The 18,522-nt window shown below is 66.4% G+C and carries 19 protein-coding genes and 1 pseudogene; 12 read left to right on the top strand and 8 right to left on the bottom strand.

Annotated elements, in window-relative coordinates; genetic code table 11:
• Positions 1-80 precede the first annotated feature (80 nt).
• Positions 81-1,535 (top strand): MFS transporter, encoded by a 1,455-nt coding sequence (locus CH273_RS20535; RefSeq protein ID WP_032398368.1) that lies wholly within the window; start codon positions 81-83, stop codon positions 1,533-1,535.
• On the opposite strand, the gene CH273_RS20530 is transcribed toward CH273_RS20535, so the two are convergent.
• Positions 1,498-1,938, bottom strand: a complete 441-nt coding sequence (locus CH273_RS20530) for a ferritin-like domain-containing protein (protein WP_032397833.1) — start codon at positions 1,936-1,938, stop codon at positions 1,498-1,500. The genes CH273_RS20535 and CH273_RS20530 overlap by 38 nt on opposite strands.
• Positions 1,935-2,438, bottom strand: coding sequence for a hypothetical protein (locus CH273_RS20525; protein ID WP_032397834.1), 504 nt, complete (start codon positions 2,436-2,438; stop codon positions 1,935-1,937). The genes CH273_RS20530 and CH273_RS20525 overlap by 4 nt, the downstream gene beginning before the upstream one ends.
• A 168-nt stretch (positions 2,439-2,606) precedes the next feature.
• Here CH273_RS20525 and rimP point away from each other — a divergent pair, with 168 nt between their 5' ends.
• From rimP to CH273_RS20485, 8 genes and pseudogenes are all read left to right on the top strand, one after another.
• Positions 2,607-3,182, top strand: a complete 576-nt coding sequence (rimP, locus tag CH273_RS20520) for a ribosome maturation factor RimP (protein WP_032398369.1) — start codon at positions 2,607-2,609, stop codon at positions 3,180-3,182.
• Positions 3,179-4,186 (top strand): transcription termination factor NusA, encoded by a 1,008-nt coding sequence (gene nusA / locus CH273_RS20515; RefSeq protein WP_032397835.1) that lies wholly within the window; start codon positions 3,179-3,181, stop codon positions 4,184-4,186. Before rimP ends, nusA begins: the two co-directional genes overlap by 4 nt.
• 93 nt (positions 4,187-4,279) lie before the next feature.
• Positions 4,280-4,492: pseudogene (locus tag CH273_RS28495) on the top strand (YlxR family protein); the annotation flags it as partial.
• A 220-nt stretch (positions 4,493-4,712) separates the two neighbouring features.
• The gene (infB, locus tag CH273_RS20505; RefSeq protein ID WP_032397836.1) at positions 4,713-7,619 is read left to right on the top strand and encodes a translation initiation factor IF-2; all 2,907 of its coding nucleotides are present in this window, start codon (positions 4,713-4,715) and stop codon (positions 7,617-7,619) included.
• A gap of 154 nt (positions 7,620-7,773) precedes the next feature.
• Positions 7,774-8,064 (top strand): DUF503 domain-containing protein, encoded by a 291-nt coding sequence (locus tag CH273_RS20500; protein WP_032397837.1) that lies wholly within the window; start codon positions 7,774-7,776, stop codon positions 8,062-8,064.
• 101 nt (positions 8,065-8,165) lie between these two features.
• Positions 8,166-8,630 (top strand): 30S ribosome-binding factor RbfA, encoded by a 465-nt coding sequence (gene rbfA / locus CH273_RS20495; protein WP_032398371.1) that lies wholly within the window; start codon positions 8,166-8,168, stop codon positions 8,628-8,630.
• Between the two features lies 1 nt (position 8,631).
• Positions 8,632-9,630 carry a DHH family phosphoesterase gene (locus CH273_RS20490; RefSeq protein ID WP_032397838.1) on the top strand — a complete coding sequence of 333 codons (999 nt, stop codon included), beginning with the start codon at positions 8,632-8,634 and terminating at the stop codon, positions 9,628-9,630.
• Entirely contained in the window at positions 9,627-10,955 is a 1,329-nt protein-coding gene (locus CH273_RS20485; protein ID WP_032397839.1) for an MATE family efflux transporter, read from the top strand. The genes CH273_RS20490 and CH273_RS20485 overlap by 4 nt, the downstream gene beginning before the upstream one ends.
• 7 nt (positions 10,956-10,962) lie before the next feature.
• Here CH273_RS20485 and CH273_RS20480 read toward each other — a convergent pair whose 3' ends face one another.
• Genes CH273_RS20480 through CH273_RS20465 form a run of 4 tightly spaced genes read right to left on the bottom strand, consistent with a single transcriptional unit; the run spans position 10,963 to position 14,087 of the window.
• On the bottom strand, positions 10,963-12,057 hold the full coding sequence (locus CH273_RS20480; protein ID WP_094638049.1) for a sulfate/molybdate ABC transporter ATP-binding protein: 1,095 nt from the start codon (positions 12,055-12,057) through the stop codon (positions 10,963-10,965).
• The gene (locus tag CH273_RS20475) at positions 12,054-12,884 is read right to left on the bottom strand and encodes an ABC transporter permease (protein ID WP_032397840.1); all 831 of its coding nucleotides are present in this window, start codon (positions 12,882-12,884) and stop codon (positions 12,054-12,056) included. Before CH273_RS20475 ends, CH273_RS20480 begins: the two co-directional genes overlap by 4 nt.
• Positions 12,881-13,678 carry a molybdate ABC transporter substrate-binding protein gene (modA, locus tag CH273_RS20470; protein WP_371828392.1) on the bottom strand — a complete coding sequence of 266 codons (798 nt, stop codon included), beginning with the start codon at positions 13,676-13,678 and terminating at the stop codon, positions 12,881-12,883. Before modA ends, CH273_RS20475 begins: the two co-directional genes overlap by 4 nt.
• 10 nt (positions 13,679-13,688) lie before the next feature.
• Positions 13,689-14,087, bottom strand: coding sequence for a TOBE domain-containing protein (locus tag CH273_RS20465; RefSeq protein ID WP_032398374.1), 399 nt, complete (start codon positions 14,085-14,087; stop codon positions 13,689-13,691).
• Between the two features lie 242 nt (positions 14,088-14,329).
• Here CH273_RS20465 and CH273_RS20460 point away from each other — a divergent pair, with 242 nt between their 5' ends.
• Genes CH273_RS20460 through truB form a run of 3 tightly spaced genes read left to right on the top strand, consistent with a single transcriptional unit; the run spans position 14,330 to position 16,883 of the window.
• Entirely contained in the window at positions 14,330-15,253 is a 924-nt protein-coding gene (locus CH273_RS20460; RefSeq protein ID WP_032397841.1) for a metallophosphoesterase family protein, read from the top strand.
• Entirely contained in the window at positions 15,250-15,915 is a 666-nt protein-coding gene (gene npt, locus CH273_RS20455) for a 4'-phosphopantetheinyl transferase Npt (RefSeq protein ID WP_032397842.1), read from the top strand. Before CH273_RS20460 ends, npt begins: the two co-directional genes overlap by 4 nt.
• Before the next feature lie 35 nt (positions 15,916-15,950).
• Complete coding sequence (gene truB, locus CH273_RS20450) at positions 15,951-16,883, top strand: tRNA pseudouridine(55) synthase TruB (protein WP_032398375.1); 933 nt, start codon at positions 15,951-15,953, stop codon at positions 16,881-16,883.
• A gap of 12 nt (positions 16,884-16,895) precedes the next feature.
• Here the strand turns inward: truB and CH273_RS20445 are convergent, their stop codons facing one another.
• Both CH273_RS20445 and CH273_RS20440 read right to left on the bottom strand, forming a co-directional pair.
• Entirely contained in the window at positions 16,896-17,648 is a 753-nt protein-coding gene (locus CH273_RS20445) for a metal-dependent transcriptional regulator (RefSeq protein WP_371828393.1), read from the bottom strand.
• 1 nt (position 17,649) lies between these two features.
• On the bottom strand, positions 17,650-18,522 hold the full coding sequence (locus tag CH273_RS20440) for a metal ABC transporter permease (protein WP_032397844.1): 873 nt from the start codon (positions 18,520-18,522) through the stop codon (positions 17,650-17,652).

Genomic DNA, 18,522 nt, shown 5'->3' with positions numbered 1-18,522 from the left:
GACAGGTTATCAGTCGATAACTTACGGTCTGGATTAAGTAATCATTCGATGCTTACAAGCTCCGAGACGGGACGTCCACCATGACCGCCACAACCTCTCCGCCTGCAGTGCAACCGGCCACTCGGAACGTTCCGGTGTGGCTCGGCATCGTCGCAGCATCCCTGCCGATGTTCATGGCAACGCTCGACAATCTCGTGATGACCAGTGCACTCCCGGTCATCCAGCAGGATCTGAACGCCTCTGTCGGACAACTGCAGTGGTTCCTCAACGCGTACACCCTCAGCTTCGCGACGTTCATGCTCACAGCGGCGACGCTCGGTGACCGATGGGGCAGACGCGCGGTGTTCCTCGGCGGAATCGCCGTCTTCACCGCCGCCTCTGTTGCCAGCGCGCTCGCCACGACTCCAGCGATGCTCATCGCGGCACGCGCAGTACAAGGAATCGGTGCTGCCGCGATCATGCCCTTGTCCCTGGCCCTGCTCGCCGCGGTCGTGCCGGTGGGCAAGCGTGCGATGGCAATCGGTATCTGGGGAGGAGTCTCCGGCCTCGGCGTCGCACTGGGGCCGGTGGTCGGCGGAGCCGTCGTCGACGGGATCTCATGGCAGGCGATCTTCTGGATCAACGTACCGGTGGCACTCGTCGCAATACCGCTGGCGTACATCGCGCTGAAGGAAACCGCAGGGCGTAGCCAACCGCTGGATCTGCTCGGCGTGCTCCTCTCGGGCGGCGGAGTCTTCCTCCTGATCTGGGCGGTGGTGCACGGCAACGACGACGGGTGGGCGTCGGCGACGGTGCTCGCCGGCTTCATCGGCTCGGCGGTACTGCTCGTGGCCTTCGTCCTGCGTGCCTCGCGCACCCGATACTCGGTGCTGCCCCTTGCCCTGTTCCGTTCGCGCAGCTTCATTATCGCCAACATCATCGGAATCATGTTCTCGCTCGGCATGTTCGGTGCGGTGTTCCTCCTCGCGCAGTACCTGCAGATCGTCATGAACTACACGCCGTTCCAGGCCGGACTACGCACACTGCCGTGGACTGCCGCACCGATGGTGGTCGCACCGATCGCCGGTCTGCTCGCCGAGCGCGTCGGCCTGCGCGGACTACTGGTCGGCGGCCTGGCGCTGCAGTCGGTCTCGCTCGTGTGGATGGCGCTGATTCTGGGACCCGATACCGAGTACCCGGCGATGGTCCCGGCGTTGCTGATGGCCGGAGTGGGCATGGGACTGACGTTCGCTCCGTCCGCCACGGCGGTGCTGCGCGATATGAAGGACGACGATCACGCCACCGCGAGCAGCGCGAACTCCACCGTGCGGGAGGTGGGTATCGCGCTCGGCATCGCGGTGCTGACTGCGGTGTTCATCGGAGCGGGTGGATCACTGACGCCCACCGGTTACACCGACGCCCTGGCACCGGCACTGCTGGTCGGTGCAGGGGCAGTGACGATCGGACTCGTGGCGGCGCTGTTCATGCCGGGACGTTCCGCCGGACCGGCAGGCGCGATCACGGTTGGCCGGGAAACGCCGTCGACGACGGACTGACGCCCAGAATCTGCTGCCACGTCGCGAGGCGAACCGCGGCGTCGGTCAGTGCCTGCACCGCCATGTCGCGGGTCGCTCCCGACCGGCTGCGTTCGATCGACGAACGCCACGCGATGCTCGTGTCGATCTCCGCCTGCGCGGCCAACTGCGCAGCCGAGATCGCGTCGGTCACCGGGAACGGGGACGCGTACGCCGGGTCGGGCAGTGGCACAGTGACGCTCGCCGCCTGGAGCGCATCGATGGTCGCGTCTCGGCGCGCGCGGTGAGCGGCAGTGTTCGACGCCACCAGCTCGGCGCGCGTCGGGTTGGAGAACGCCGCGACGACGCCGTAGGCGAACACCGCCGCGTACTCCGCGTGCAGGGCGTCGACCAGGCCTTGCTGTTCCGGACCGAGATCGCTCATGCCAGAACCACCAGGGCCGAGACGGTGCACGAGGCGCTGATCGATCCGAGAAGGCCTGCCCGGTAACCACTTTCGTTGCGAGCCGCATCCGCTGCGCTGCGAGCGGACGCAGTCAACATCTCCCGTACGGCGGCCAGGTCGGGCGGCGGCGTCGTGGGAGCCGGTGTGGTGGTGGCCGTGACCGACGACGTGTCGGCCGAGGTGCCGGTGGCGCGGGCGATCTCGGTGTCGAGCGCATCGGCGTGTTCGGTCCGCTGCGCCGCAACGATTCCGAGTGCGGCCGCGTAGTCGGCGATCACGGCCGCGGCCGCGGTCGCATCGGCGGCATCGGCTCGGGCTGCGCGCAACTGCGCGGTCAGAGTATCGAGGGCAGGACCCGAGATCTCTTCTCTGCCGCAGGCGACCATCGTGGAAACGGTGGTCGCCGACAGTACGGCGGCACCGGCGAGTCGGAACAACCCGCGGCGACTGAGCGCGAAGGGGACGGTCGGCGTTGGCACTCCGATATCGTGCCAGACCGCAGCGCCGGCACGCGCCGTGCCCGTGTGTCGCGTCGACCGATCGTGGTCACGAGCAGTGCCTGCGGGGCGGTAGGCTGTTGGTTCACCAAACGCAGTCCGGCTGCCGCACGCCGGATCGCCCACAACTACACACGAGGAGTTCGCGACATGCCTGTTCCGTCCAAGGAAAGGGTTGTCGAACTGCTCGCCGACCTCGTTCGGGAACGGGGTTACGACCTCGAAGACGTGAACGTCGTCGCCGCAGGAAAACACAGTGCAGTGCGGATCATGGTCGATCGCGAAGAGGGAATCGACCTCGACGCGCTCCCGGAACTGAGCCGCGAGATCTCGGACGCCTTCGATGCCGTGACCGATTTCGGGGAAGCCCCGTACACCCTGGAAGTCACCACCCCCGGAATCGACCGCCCGCTGACCGAGGCTCGGCATTGGCGTCGGGCCCGCGGACGCAAGGTGCGTATCGAGCTCGGCGACGGCAAGTTCGACGGTCGCGTGGGCGTGCTCGACGGTGATTCGGTCACCGTGGTGACCAAGGAGAAGGGTGTGCTGGCGACTCGCTCCGTTGCACTGTCCGATGTAGTGAAAGCTGTTGTACAGGTGGAGTTCTCGCGGCCGAGTGCCGAAGAGATGGACCTGGCGGGTGGTGTGGTCGGAGGTCGGCCGTCACCCGCGAACACCGATGAGATCGTGGACGTGGAAGCACCGGAAGAAGGGTCGGACAAGTGAATATCGACATTGCCGCATTGCGTGCCATCGAGGCGGACAAGGGAATTCCGATCGAGATGGTGATCTCGACGATTCAGACCGCGTTGCTGACGGCCTACAGGCACACCGAGGGGCACCAGTCCAACGCGTGGATCGACGTCGATCGCAAGACCGGTTCCGTTCGAGTGATGGCCAAGGAAATCGACGCCGACGGCAATGTGATCTCCGAGTGGGACGACACCCCGGAAGGCTTCGGACGCATCGCGGCGACCACGGCGCGTCAGGTCATCCTGCAGCGCCTGCGCGACGCCGAGCACGAGCGGTCGTTCGGTGAGTACGCCACACACGAGGGCGAGATCGTCAACGGCGTCATCCAGCGCGACACGCGCGCCAACGCCAAGGGCACCGTCATCGTCCGCATCGGCAGTGACGCCAACGGAGCCGACGGCCTCCTGCCGCCCGCCGAGCAGGTGCCGGGTGAAAGCTACGAGCACGGCGAACGAATCAAGTGCTACGTCGTCGGAGTCGCCCGAGGTAATCGGGGTCCGCAGATCACGTTGTCGCGCACCCATCCGAATCTGGTGCGCAAGCTGTTCGCCCTCGAGGTGCCCGAGATCGCCGACGGTTCGGTCGACATCGTCGCAGTGGCCCGCGAGTCGGGGCACCGCTCGAAGATCGCCGTTGCCTCCACCGTGTCCGGTCTCAACGCCAAAGGCGCGTGCATCGGGCCGATGGGGCAGCGCGTGCGCAACGTGATGAGCGAACTTGCCGGCGAGAAGATCGACATCATCGATTTCGACGAGGATCCGGCCACGTTCGTCGGGAATGCACTGTCCCCGTCGAAGGTTGTCTCTGTGACGGTCGTCGACGCGGTTGCTCGCGCGGCCCGGGTCGTGGTTCCCGAGTACCAGCTTTCTCTGGCCATCGGCAAGGAAGGGCAGAACGCTCGACTTGCCGCTCGATTGACCGGCTGGCGCATCGACATCCGCAGCGATGCGGCGGCACCCGAGACGACCAGCGCATAGGGCCGGAATGCGGAGTTCGGGGCAATACAGCGGTAGAGTGGTCGATGGTTCGGTAACGACCTCTCGGCCCAGAGGCATGAACGCGAGTATCCGGTGGTGACAAGCCGGCCGATTCGTACATGCATCGGGTGCAGGGAGCGACTGCCGGCCGCCGATCTGTTGAGGATCGTGGTTCGAGAAGCTGGTTCGCACGAATTCGCTCTCGTCCCCGACGTCCGGCATTCGATGTCCGGCCGTGGTGCGTGGTTGCACTACAGCCGAGAATGCCTGCACAATGCGGAACGACGCCGAGTCTTCGGTCGTGCGTTTCGGATATCGGGAAATGTGGACTCGTCCGCAGTGACAGTCGTGCTCGACGAGTACGAGCAGCTGCAGGCCGAGAACACGACAAGAGCAACACCCGTCGACAAGAACAGGCAACAGCACTGATGAGCACACCGTGAAGCACCAACGATGAACGTCCATCGGAGATAACCCGAGGTCGTGCGGGCACCAAGCCTCGCTCGGCCTCTCAGTGAGGAGAGCAGTGGCAGGCAAGGCCCGCGTGCACGAGTTGGCAAAAGAACTCGGTGTCACCAGCAAGGAACTACTCGCACGGCTCAAAGAGCAGGGCGAGTTCGTCAAGTCCGCATCATCCACAGTCGAAGCCCCAGTGGCACGTCGACTTCGTGAATCCTTCCCGTCCGACGGTGCGGACGCGTCCGCACCCGCCGCAGCTGCACCGAACGGTCGCGCAGCGGCCGATCGCGCTGCAGGCAGCACCGCGAAGCCGGGCGCAGCGAAACCGGGCGGACCCCGTCCCGGCCCCAAGCCGGCACCCCGTCCGGCAGAGCCGGAAGCACCCGCAGCGCAAGCTCCGGCGGAGGCAGCTCCCGCTGCACCCGCAACTCCGGCAGCCGCACCGGCTCCGGCCCCGGCAGCGCCGACCCCTTCGCCAGCAGCGCCCGCCGCTCCGGTCGAGCAGGCTCCGGCCGCGTCGGCTGCGACCAGCGACGCTGCACCGGCCCCGGCAGCTCCCAAGCCAGCAGGTCCCGGCCCCAAGCCCGGTCCCAAGGCTCCGCGTGTCGGTAACAACCCGTACTCCTCGGCTCCCGTGGAGCGACCGGCTCCCCGTCCCGCACCCGGTGCTCCGCGCCCCGGTGGCGGACGGCCGGCTCCCGGACAGGGTGGACCCCGTCCCGCAACACCGTCCGGTGGCACTCGTCCGGCTCCCGGCCAGGGTGGGCCCCGTCCCGCACCGGGCCAGGCCGGACCTCGTCCGAGCCCGGGCTCGATGCCTCCTCGCCCCAACCCCGGTGCCATGCCGACCCGTTCGGCACGTCCCGGTCCCGCAGCAGGTCGTCCCGGTCGTCCCGGTGGCGCTCCGGGCGGACGTCCCGGCGGCGGCGGTGGTGGCGGTGGTTACCGCGGCGGCGGCGCTCCCGGTGCTCCCGGTGGTGCCCCCGCAGGCGGAGCTCCCGCAGGTGGTTTCCGCGGCCGTCCCGGCGGCGGTGGACGCCCCGGTCAGCGCGGCGCAGCAGCAGGTGCATTCGGTCGTCCCGGCGGAGCAGTTCGTCGTGGCCGCAAGTCGAAGCGGGCGAAACGCGCCGAGTACGAGAGCATGCAGGCTCCCGCAGTCGGCGGCGTCAGGCTGCCCCGCGGCAACGGTGAGACCATCCGTCTCGCCCGCGGCGCATCGCTGTCGGACTTCGCGGACAAGATCGACGCGAACCCAGCCGCACTCGTGCAGGCCCTGTTCAACCTCGGCGAGATGGTCACCGCGACGCAGTCCGTCAACGACGAGACGCTGGAGCTTCTCGGCGGCGAGATGAACTACGTCGTTCAGGTCGTCAGCCCCGAGGACGAGGATCGTGAGCTGCTCGACTCGTTCGACCTCACCTACGGCGAGGATGCCGGCGGCGAGGAAGACCTGGAACAGCGTCCCCCGGTCGTCACCGTCATGGGCCACGTCGATCACGGTAAGACGCGACTGCTCGACTCGATTCGTAACACCACGGTGCGCGAAGGCGAGGCAGGCGGAATCACGCAGCACATCGGTGCCTACCAGGTGCTGACCGAGCTCGAGGGCAACGAGCGTCTCGTGACGTTCATCGATACCCCCGGTCACGAGGCCTTCACGGCCATGCGTGCCCGTGGTGCCAAGGCCACCGACCTCGCGATCCTCGTGGTCGCAGCCGACGACGGCGTCATGCCGCAGACGGTGGAGGCCATCAACCACGCCCAGGCGGCCGACGTGCCGATCGTGGTCGCGGTGAACAAGATCGACAAGGAAGGCGCGAACCCGGACAAGATCCGGCAGCAGCTCACCGAATACGGTCTGGTCGCCGAGGAATACGGCGGCGAGACGATGTTCGTCGACATCTCCGCCAAGCAGGGCACCAACATCGATGCCCTCCTCGAAGCGGTGCTGCTGACGGCCGACGCGTCGCTCGATCTGCGTGCCAACCCGGACATGGACGCGCAGGGTGTCGCCATCGAGGCGCACCTCGACCGTGGTCGTGGCCCCGTCGCGACCGTGCTCATCGCTCGCGGAACGCTCCGGGTCGGTGACTCGATCGTCGCAGGCGACGCGTACGGACGCGTTCGTCGAATGGTCGACGAGCACGGCGAGGACGTCACCGAAGCGATGCCGTCCCGTCCGGTGCAGGTCATCGGCTTCACGTCGGTGCCCGGTGCAGGCGACAACCTGTTGGTCGTCGACGAGGATCGGATCGCCCGTCAGATCGCCGACCGTCGAAATGCGCGCAAGCGCAATGCGTTGGCTGCCAAGAGCCGCAAGCGCATCAGCCTCGACGATCTCGATGCAGCTCTGAAGGAGACCTCGCAGCTGAACTTGATCCTCAAGGGCGACAACTCGGGAACCGTGGAAGCACTCGAAGAGGCGCTGCTCGGTATCGAGATCGACGACGAGGTGGAGCTGCGCGTCATCGACCGCGGTGTCGGTGGCGTCACGGAGACCAACGTCAACCTGGCGTCGGCATCCAACGCGATCATCATCGGCTTCAACGTTCGAGCGGAGGGCAAGGCCACCGAGCTGGCCAACCGCGAAGGCGTCGACATCCGGTACTACTCGGTGATCTACCAGGCCATCGACGAGATCGAGAAGGCCCTCAAGGGCATGCTCAAGCCGGTGTACGAGGAGGTCGCCCTCGGGCAGGCCGAGATCCGCGCGCTGTTCCGTTCCTCCAAGGTCGGAAACATCGCCGGTTGCCTCGTCACCTCCGGTACGATCCGTCGCAACGCAAAGGCGCGGCTCATCCGAGACAGTGCAGTTGTCGCGGAAACCGTCACGATCTCCTCTCTCCGCCGCGAGAAGGACGACGCGACGGAGGTTCGTGAGGGATACGAGTGTGGTTTGACGGTGACGTACTCCGACATCAAGGTGGGCGATGTCATCGAGGCGTACGAACTCCGTGAAAAGCCGCGCGACTAGAACCGATGCGGAGCCGTTCGGCTCCGCATCCGGTCGCGTCGGCTCGGTGGTGAAGCCAGGGGAGTGACACTGCGCTCCGACTTTCGAGCCGGTGGTGGTACGACAGCTGTACCACCACCGGCTTTGTCGTCGAAGCTGATCGAAGGACGTCAGCGTGTATCTGGGTGCTTTGGAGTTGGACGTGTTGTTGGGGGACGTGCGTTCGCTCGCCGAGAAAAGGTCGATGGTGGAACCGGTCCTCGGTGATCTCCAACGGCTGGGAGTGTCGGCGGCCGAAACCGGTGAGCGAGAACGTATTCGGCGGTCCCTGCTGGGGGTCGCTGCAGCCGGTACCGATGTAGATCTACTGCACGACAAACTGGACGAGTGCGAACGGCATGTCGCCGAACGCAACGATCTGGAACTGTTGGCGGTACGCCGGAGAATCTTCGGACCCGAGGATTGATCCGGTGCCTGTGCCGAGCACTGTCCGGCAGAGGTGGAGTGCACAACCGTCGGTACGTCGCGAGAATCGACGTCCGGCCATGAAAGAGGAGTGTGATTGTCGTGGTGGATCAGGCCAGGGCTCGAAAGTTGTCCAAGCGAATCGCCGCCATCGTTGCGACGGCGATCGATCACGAGATCAAGGATCCCCGGCTGGCGTTCGTGACCATCACCGATACCAAGGTGACCGCCGACCTGCACGACGCAACGGTGTACTACACCGTCATGGGTGAAGACCTCGATACTCCGCCCGACCTGCAGGCTGCCGCAGCAGGACTCGAGAAGGCCAAGGGCGTCCTGCGCTCGAAGGTCGGGGCAGGAACGGGTGTGCGGTACACGCCGACGTTGACGTTCGTGACCGACACGGTGCCCGACACCGCACGCCACATGGAAGACCTTCTCGAACGCGCCCGAGTGGCCGACGAGGAACTGGCCCGCGCCCGTGCGAACGCCAAGCCCGCAGGCGACCCCGACCCATACAAAGCCCCGCGCGAGCCTGCAGACGTCGAGCCCGCCGAAGCCGACTGACATGGCCGATGGTTCGGGGTCGGTGTCGGAGACCGACGAGGATCTGACCGGGGCGATCGAGATGCTCGAACGTGCATCCTCGGTGACCGTGCTGTGTCACGTTCAGCCCGATGCCGACACGATCGGCAGTGGGCTCGCGCTCGGTTCGGTACTCGAACGTCGCGGTGCGAGGGTCCAGGTGGCGTTCGCAGCTCCGTCGTCTCTGCCCGAGTCGATGGACGAGCTGCCGGGAAGGCACCTTCTCGTCGACGCCGACAAGGTCACGGACACCGTCGACCTGGTGGTCACCGTCGACGCCGGAAGTCGGGGTCGGCTGGGTTCGCTGGGCGATCGGCTCGATTCCGCGTCGGCGAGCCTCGTGATCGATCATCACCGCAGCAACACCCGATTCGGAACGGTCAACGTGGTGGATGCCTCCGCGGAGTCGACCACCGCTGTGATCGCGCGGATGTTGGACCAGTGGGGTGTGGAGATCGACGCAGATCTGGCGCACCTGCTGTTCGCGGGCCTGGTCACCGACACCGGTTCGTTCCGGTGGGTTCGTCCCGGGTCGCACCTGCTGGCCGAACGACTGCTGGCGACGGGCATCGACGGTGCCCACATCGCTCGCAAACTGCTCGACACCCATCCGTTCGAGTGGCTCCCGATGCTCGGTTCGGTGCTGGGTTCGGCCTCGCTGATTCCCGATGCCGTCGACGGACGCGGGCTGGTGTACGCCGTGATTCGCAGCGAGGATTCGGCCGGGTTGCGCTCCGAGGAGATCGAGAGCGTGATCGACATCGTGCGCACCACCTCCGAAGCCGAGGTGGCCGCCGTGCTCAAGCAACAGGACTTCGGCTCGATCTGGGTGGTTTCCCTGCGCTCGAAGACCGAGGTCGACGTCTCGGCTGTGGCGTGCGAACTCGGCGGCGGCGGGCACCGGAATGCAGCCGGCTACACCGCGACCGGCGAATTGTCCGACGTGATCGAAGCGCTGCGCGGAGCCTTGTCCACGTCGTGAGCTCCACTCCGGTCACCGCTCGAAAGATTCTCGGCCTGTCGCTGCCCTCCCTCGGCGTCCTCGCCGCCGAACCTCTCTACCTGTTGTTCGACGCAGCCGTGATCGGCAGGCTGGGTGCCTTGGCCCTCGCGGGCCTGGCGATCGGCGGGCTCGTGCTGGCCCAGGTCAGCACCCAGCTGACCTTTCTGTCCTACGGCACGACCGCGCGAGCGGCTCGTATGCACGGTGCCGGTCGCGAACGTGATGCTGTCGGCGAGGGTGTGCAGGCAACCTGGTTGGCCTTCGCGATCGGTATCGCCATCGTCGCGGTGATGCAACTCGCGGCAGAGCCCGTGGTGTCGGTACTCACCGGAGGCGGCGACATCGCCGCCGAGGCTCTCGCGTGGCTACGGGTGGCTCTGCTGGGTGTGCCGTTCATCCTGGTGTCTCTGGCCGGGAACGGATGGATGCGCGGAGTCCAGAACGCGGTGACCCCACTGCGTTTCGTCGTGTTCGGCTTCGGTGTGTCGGCAGTTCTGTGCCCACTGCTGGTTCATGGGCTGCTCGGATTCCCGCGTCTGGAGCTGGTGGGATCGGCCGTGGCCAACGTGATCGGGCAGGGCCTCGCCGGTGCGCTGTTCGTGTTCGCAGTCGTGCGAGCGAGCACCGAGTTGCGCCCGCGCTGGTCGGTGATGCGCGCGCAGCTGGTGTTGGGACGCGACCTGATCGTGCGCAGCCTGGCGTTCCAGGCCTGCTTCCTGTCTGCCGCCGCGGTCGCGTCGCGCTTCGGTGCGGCGTCGGTCGCCGCCAATCAGGTGGTCCTGCACATGTGGAACCTGGTGTCCCTGATGCTCGATTCCTTGGCGATTGCCGCTCAGACCCTGGTGGGTGCCGCCCTCGGCGCGAGCAGGACCGACGACGCGCGCGCACTCGCGTGGCGGCTGACCGCATGGTCGACGGTGTTCGCGGTCGTCCTCGCAGGCGTGTTCGCGGTCGGACGCTCGTTCGTCCCGGAGTTGTTCACCACCGACGCATCGGTCATCGACGAGATGCATGCGATCTGGTGGATCTTCGTGGCGATCATTCCCGTTGCGGGCGTGGTGTTCGCGCTGGACGGAGTGCTGCTCGGCAGTGGCGATGCTGCGTTTCTGCGGAACGCGACAATGGCGTGCGCCGTCGTGGGCTTTCTACCGTTCATCTGGTCGGCTCTGGTGTTCGACTGGGGGTTGGTCGGGATCTGGACCGGGCTCGGGGTCTTCGTCGGGCTACGCATGCTCGCCGTCGCGGGACGGGTGCTGTCCGGTAAGTGGCTGGTCGTCGGCAGCGACCGCCAACTACGCCACTGACCGTCGGTCAGGGCTGCGACGGCAACGCGGGGTGCAACGCCACCTCGTGGCTCTTGACGACGAAGAACACGCTGCGTCCGGGCTCGAGCCCGAGATCCGCTACCGCAGCCGGGGTGATGTCGGCGGCCATGCCGGGGGAACCGTCGGGTTGCGGACGTGACCGAACACGAATGCCGGAGCCCTGCACCTCCATCTCCTCGATCACCACCTCGAACACGTTGCGGGGGCTTGCATGCGGTGGTGTCGGGTGTACCGACACAGCGGCGGGGGAGAACACCGCTACCAGTGGAGTGTCGGTGGCGTGCCGCCCGGAGCCGTGCACCGTCACTCCCCAGGCGGTGGTCAGGGACGTCGAGTCGTCGGCGTCGACGGCCCGTCCCGAGATCAGGTTCACCCCGGCGATGCGGGCACCGAATTCGCTGCGGGGGGCAGTGAGGACCTCGGTGACCGAGCCTCGCTCGACGACGCGCCCGCCGTCGACGACTGCGACGGAATCGGCGAGTGCAACGACGTCGAGCAGGTCGTGGGTCACGATCAAGGCCGTGCGACCGCTCTCGCGCAACACTGTGCGCAGCACGCGCCGAATGCCCGGTGCCGTGTCGACATCCAGTGCCGCCAGGGGTTCGTCGAGCAGCAACAGGCGTGGATCGGCCGCGAGAGCGCGCGCGATGGCGATACGTTGGGCCTGGCCGCCGGACAACTGCGCAGGGCGGCGATCGGCCAGGTGGGAGGCTCCGACGGCGTCGAGCCAGGTATCGGCGACTGTCCGGGCGGTGGCGCGGTCCGCGCCGGCGCTGCGTGGTGCGAAGGCCACGTTCGTGCGAGCGTCCATGTGAGGAAACAGCAGAGCTTCCTGAGCGAGGGTCGCAACGCCTCGCGCATGAATCGGCACGGCGGTGTTCGAGGCGGTGTCGGTCAACACGTCCTCGCCCAGTCGGACGATTCCGTGGTCGGGTGCCACCACGCCCGAGACGAGTTGCAGCAGTGTCGATTTGCCCGCCCCGTTCGGCCCCAGAACAGCCACCGTCTCGCCCTCGCGGGCATCGAGTTCGAGATCGATGCCGCGGATACCGAGGGTGGCCCTCAGGTGTAGTGAACTCACAGCGTTCCCGACGATCGGGTGCCGCGTGCGGTGACGACAACGAGTGCCGCGACCAGAATCAGCACCAGCGACAGCGCCACCGCGGCATCGGGGTCGCTCTCGCGCTGCAGGTAGATTTCCAGCGGTAGCGTCCTGGTCACACCTTCGAGAGAACCGGCGAAGGTCAACGTCGCGCCGAATTCTCCGAGTGCGCGGGCGAAGGCGAGGACTGTTCCGGACATCAGTCCGGGAAGAATCAGTGGAACGGTGACCCGCCGTAGGACGGTCGTGGGGGTGGCACCGAGGGCGGCAGCCACCACGTCGTATCGGTCGCCGGCCGTACGGAGGGCACCCTCGACGCCGACGACGAGGAAGGGGAGCGACACGAACACCTGCGCCAACACGACGGCCGAGGTGGTGAACGCTATTCGAATACCGAAGGCTTCGAGGTGCTCGCCCAACAGGCCTTGGCGTCCGAAGGTGTAGAGCAGCGCGATGCCGCCGACCACCGGGGGAAGAACCAAGGGCAGTACGACGAGAGAGCGAAGGATCGACAGCCCACGAATCGAGCTGCGCGAGAGCACGATTGCCATCGGCACGCCCAGAAGCACGCACACTGCGGTGCTGGCCGTCGCTGTCTTCAGGCTCAGAACCAGTGCTGCGACGGCGGATTCGGAGGTGACGAGTTCGAGAAAATTCGACCAGTCGATTCGGGTGAACATCGCGGCCAACGGCAACACGACGAGCAGGGCGCCCACGGCGGCCGGTGCGAATATCCACGGCGGTACCCCGACGGTCGGACGGCGTCCTGCCGATGGTTGCCCGCCGTCGACGGCTCTGGCGGTCACGGTGCCGCGAAACCGGCTCGACCGAGCACGTCTCGGCCGTCGGGTCCGGTGACGAACTCGGTGAATGCGCGCGCTGTGTCGGGGTTGCCGGAACCTCGCAGTGTCGCGATCGGGTAGGTGTTGACGGCCTCGCTCGACTCCTCGAAGGGCACCGTGGTCACGGCTGCGCCTGCTCCGGCGGCGTCGGTGACGTAGACCAGTCCGGCATCGGCCTGCCCCGAGGTGACCTTGCCCAGTACGTCGGTGACCGAGGATTCCTCGCTCACGGCCGGGACGAGCGTGCCGGTTGCGGTCTCGACCGCGGCCGTCGCCGCACCGCAGGGCACCTGGGGCGCGCAGATCACGGTCAGAACATCGGGGTTCGCCAGATCGGCGAACGAGGCTATGCGGTTCGGGTTTCCGGGGGCGGTCACGATGGTCAGAGTGTTGGACGCGAAGTCGACGGGACTGCCGGCCACCAGATTCTCGTCGACCGTCGCGGTCATGTTCTTCGTATCCGCGGAGGCGAAGACGTCGGCGGGCGCGCCGGAGATCAGCTGTGCGGCCAGATCGGACGAACCCGCGAAACTGAACTCCACCGAGGTTCCGGGGTGTTCGGCCTCGAAGCGGGTACCGAGATCGGTGAACGTCGCGCGAAGCGATGCTGCGGCGAAGACCGTGATCTCGCCTCCGACTGCATGGGCGTCCGAGGCCGCATCGGGCGTTGTCGAATCGGACTGCGAGCTGCATCCGACGAGCATCAGGGTGGCTGCAACCACGAGGGCGGATACCTGGCGCATTGTCTTCACGAACATCTCCTGCGTTCTACGGTGTCTCGACGATGACGGTGGTCGCCTTGACGACAGCGACGGTGACCTTGCCGGGCTCGAGCCCCAGTTCGCGAACCGATCGGGTGCTCATCAGCGACACGATCGTGAACGGCCCGCACTGCATGCTCACCTCGCTCATCACCGCGTCCGAGACGACCTCGGTGACCAAACCCACGAGCCGGTTGCGGGCGGAGCTGCCACCCGACGAGATCTCGGGCGGAGGAACGGCATGTTCGCGTGCGTAGTCCGCGAGGTCGCGACCGGCGATGACCTTGCGTCCGGTCTCGTCCTCGAGCGCGGGCAGCGCTCCGCTGTCGATCCATCTGCGCACGGTGTCGTCACTGACACCGAGGAGGGCTGCGGCGTCACGAACGCGGACCGGGGGCACTGTCATCGGGGCGCAATCCCAGAAAACTTCCGCAAACAAGTCATGAGAGGCACCATATACCCGAATCTGCGGGTCTTCCGACTCGATCTCGGTGTCGGTGAGCAACACCGTCCGGTCGTCGACCGAATCGCCGCGTCACCCCGCCCGGACACTGCGCGGAATCTGCATGGAGTATTGGACGTTGGTACGTTCTCGGACGGTTCTGGCGATTCGACGCCGGCGGCCGAGCGCATCGGAAGGAATTTTCAGTGGCAGCGAAGCTGTGGGCAGTGAGCGACATTCACGTCGGACATCGGGGTAACCGACCCGTGACCGAGGACATCTTTCCCGAATCTCCCGACGACTGGCTGATCGTTGCCGGCGACGTGTCGGAGAAGACCGACGACATCAAGTGGGCGCTCGAACTGCTCCGTAGCCGTTTCGCGAAGGTCATCTGGGTTCCCGGAAATCACGAGCTTTGGACGACGGTGAAAGATCCTGTCCAGATCCACGGTGCCGCCCGCTACGAGTACCTGGTCAACCTGTGCCGCGAGATCGACGTCGTCACCCCGGAGGATCCGTACCTGCGTTGGGAGGGTGAAGGCGGCCCGGCGACGATCGTGCCGATGTTTTTGCTGTACGACTACACGTTCTTGCCCCAGGGAGCGCGCGACAAGGAGCACGGCCTGGCGATCGCGCGAGAGAAGAACGTCGTCGCCACCGACGAATTCCTGCTGTCCTCGCAGCCGTACGCGACGCGAGATGCCTGGTGCCACGCGCGGATCGACGCCACCCGGGAGCGTCTCGATGCGTTGGACACCTCCGTTCCGACCGTGTTGATCAACCACTTCCCGATGGTCCGGCAGCCCACCGAGGTGCTGTTCTACCCGGAGTTCGCGCTGTGGTGCGGGTCCACTCTGACGGCGGATTGGCACACGCGGTACAACGCGATCTGCTCGGTGTACGGACACCTGCACATCCCGCGGACGACCTACTACGACGGCGTTCGCTTCGAGGAGGTGTCGGTGGGTTACCCGCGCGAATGGCAGCGCCGCGGCCTGCCGAAGAACGTTCTGCGCCAGATTCTTCCGGTCCCCGAGTATCCGCCGGGTGCGTTGAACAAGTGGGGCGGACACTTCACGGTGACGCCCGAGATGGAGGCAGAGGTAGAGAAGATGAGGGCAGGCAAGTGATCGAATCGATACTTCCCAACGGCGTCGTCTCGGCCGAATTGTTCGCGGACCCACCGGGTTTGACGCCGCATCCGCTCGAAGCTCCGCTGGTGGCCAAGGCGGTGGACAAGCGCAAGCGTGAGTTCACCTCGGCTCGACACTGTGCTCGGGTGGCGATGGAGAAGTTGGGCGTGGAGCCCGCGCCGATCATGCGCGGCAAGTCCGGTGCACCGCAGTGGCCGAAGGGTGTGGTCGGATCCTTGACCCACTGCGACGGCTATCGCGGCGCGGTGCTGGCCTATTCGATGCAGGTGCGGTCGGTGGGGATCGACGCCGAGCCGCACGGCCCCTTGCCCGACGGCGTGCTCGAGGCGGTGAGCCTGCCGGCCGAGCGGGAGTGGCTGGAGACGGCCGGTCGTGAGGACATCCACTGGGACCGAGTGTTGTTCTGTGCCAAGGAAGCGACGTACAAGGCCTGGGAGCCGTTGACCGGACGGTGGCTCGGTTTCGAGGACGCGCACATCACCTTCGAGCGAACCGGCTCCGGCGACGACCTCTCGGGAACGTTCCATTCCGAGTTGTTGGTGCCGGGCGACACCGTCTCCGGCCCGCCTCTGTCGGCGTTCGACGGTCGCTGGATGGTGGCCGGCGGTCTGGTGATGACGGCGATCTCGGTGATGTGACGGCCGGATTCGCGGGCCTGGCACAATGCTCTCTCGTGAGTGCCCGTGAAAAGATTTCGTCCGGTCTCGTCGGTGCCGGCCTCTTGGTGGTCGACAAGGGGCCGGGTGTGACGAGCCACGACGTGGTGGCGTCGTGTCGAAAACTGTTGCGCACCAGGAAGGTCGGCCACGCGGGGACTCTGGACCCCATGGCGACGGGCGTGCTGGTGCTCGGCGTGGAGCGTGCGACCAAGATGCTGGGATTGCTCTCGCTGACCACCAAGTCCTACACCGCGACCATCCGGCTCGGCCGGAGCACGACGACCGACGACGCCGAGGGCGACGTGCTGGCCGATGTCTCGGCCGTGCACGTCTCCGACTCCGAGATCCAGGCCGCCATCGCTGCCCTGACGGGCGACATCGAGCAGGTGCCTGCGAGCGTCAGCGCCATCAAGGTCGACGGGCAACGCGCCCACAAACTGTCCCGCGCAGGTGAGGAGTTCACCCTCGCCGCCCGCAAGGTCAGCGTCACCCGATTCGACGTGACGGCCAGGCGCGATGTCGCGGACAACGAATCGGCATTCGTCGACCTCGATGTCGAGGTGGACTGCACGTCCGGGACGTATGTGCGTGCCCTGGCGCGCGATCTCGGCGCTGCACTCGGCGTCGGCGGCCACCTGACCGTGCTGCGTCGCACTCGCGTCGGACCCTTCACCCTCGACCATGCGCGGACGCTCGAAGAGCTGGCCGAGAACCCGGCCGTGAGCCTGGACATCGACCAGGCGGCGCGAACGGCCTTTCCGCACCGGCAGATCGACGCGGGTGAGGCGGAGTCGTTGAGCCAGGGAAGGTGGCTGGATCCGGTCGGAATCGACGGGGTGTACGCGGCGGTCGATCCCACGGGTCACACCATCGCTCTGCTTCAGGAGAAGGGCAAGCGCGCCAGTTCGGTCATGGTGGTGCGCCCCGCGACCTTGCGCGGACACTGAAGCGAACCGACGTCAGTTCGCCGGAACCATCCAGATCGCTTCGGCGGCGCGGTGCCCGAGGTCGATCGAGTCGGTGGCGTCGGTGCGGGCGAGCTCGATGGCGACGGTGCCGGCGTAGTCACGTCGTTCGACCACCGTGATCGGCAGGTCCAGCGTGATGCCGACGGAATCGAAGTAGCGGAGCATGGCCGGATCGGAATCGGAAATTCTGGCGACTCGGCCGGATTGTCCGTCGAGGTACTCGCTCAGGCGAGTCGCGGACGGAGTCTCGATCGCACCGTCCACCGACGGAATCGGGTCGCCGTGCGGGTCCCGTTCGGGGTGACCCAATTTGGCGTCGATTCGATCCATCATCAGATCCGAGACTGCATGTTCGAGAATCTCTGCCTCGTCGTGCACTTCGTCCCAGCCGTACCCCAGTTCCCGGACCAGATAGGTCTCGATCAGACGGTGCCGACGCACCATGCCGATGGCAGCCAGGCGGCCCTTCTCGGTCAACGAGATGGCTCCGTAGCGGGCGTGGTCGACCATGCCCTGGTCGGCGAGCTTGCGAATCGCCTCGGACACCGTCGATGCGGAAACGCCGATGCGCTCGGAGAGCATCTTGGTGCTGACGGAGTCCTCGCTCCACTCACTGGCCGTCCAGATGACCTTGAGGTAATCCTGCGCAACCGCGGACAGCTGGACGCCCTCGTCGGCCGGTGCGGGATCGTCTTTTCGTTGCGCCACGTCGCCGAGCTTAGGCAATCCAATGGAAAAAGACATCTCACCCGGCCGGAGCCACCGGTACCTGTCCGCGTCGGCGCACGGCGAGGACGACGATGCCCTGTGAGGGGCTGAAGAGGTAGGCAAGGACGAAGACCAACCCCTGAGTGAGCACGACGCTGCCACCGGAGGACACGTCGAGATAGAAGCTGGCGTAGATTCCCACCAGCGCGCAACCCACCGAAACAAGCGGTGCCAGTACCAGCATGCGGCCGAAGCTGTGCGTGAGCAGATATGCCGATGCACCTGGGGTGATGAGCATGGCCACCACGAGAATCACGCCGACGGCCTGAAGTGCCACCACGGTCGTCAAAGCCAGCAAGGTCAGCATCACGGCCGAGATCACCGTCGGATTGATGCCGACGGCGCGGGCCTGGGTGCGGTCGAAGGCGAAGAGAGTGAAGTCCCGACGCTTGACGATCATGACGGCCAACGCGATGCCGCCGAGTACGAACACCTGGATCATGTCCGCCTGCGAGACGCCGAGCAGATTGCCGAACAGGATGTGGTTGAGGTCGATCTGGCTCGGAAACTTGGAGATCAGGACGACACCGAGCGCGAACAAGGTGGTGAAGACGACGCCGATGGCGGCGTCCTCCTTGACGATGGTGGTGTTGCGCACGACCCCGATGGCACCGACCGCGATGAGGGCGAACAGAAGAGCGCCGATCGCGAACGGTGCACCGAGCAGATAGGACAATGCGACGCCGGGCAGCACGGCGTGCGAGACGGCGTCGCCCATCAGCGACCACCCGATGAGAACGAGCCAGCAGCTCAGCACCGCGCACACGATCGAGGCGGTCACGGTCACCAGGAGGGCCCGCTGCATGAAGGTGTATTCGAGTGGTTCGACGAGAAAATCGACGAGATACAC

It is taken from the genome of Rhodococcus sp. 05-339-2, assembly GCF_002258965.1.
In the GTDB taxonomy this organism is placed as follows: Bacteria; Actinomycetota; Actinomycetes; order Mycobacteriales; family Mycobacteriaceae; genus Rhodococcoides.
The sequence above is the reverse complement of the archived record's forward strand: the minus strand, read 5'-3'. Positions and strand labels throughout refer to the sequence as shown.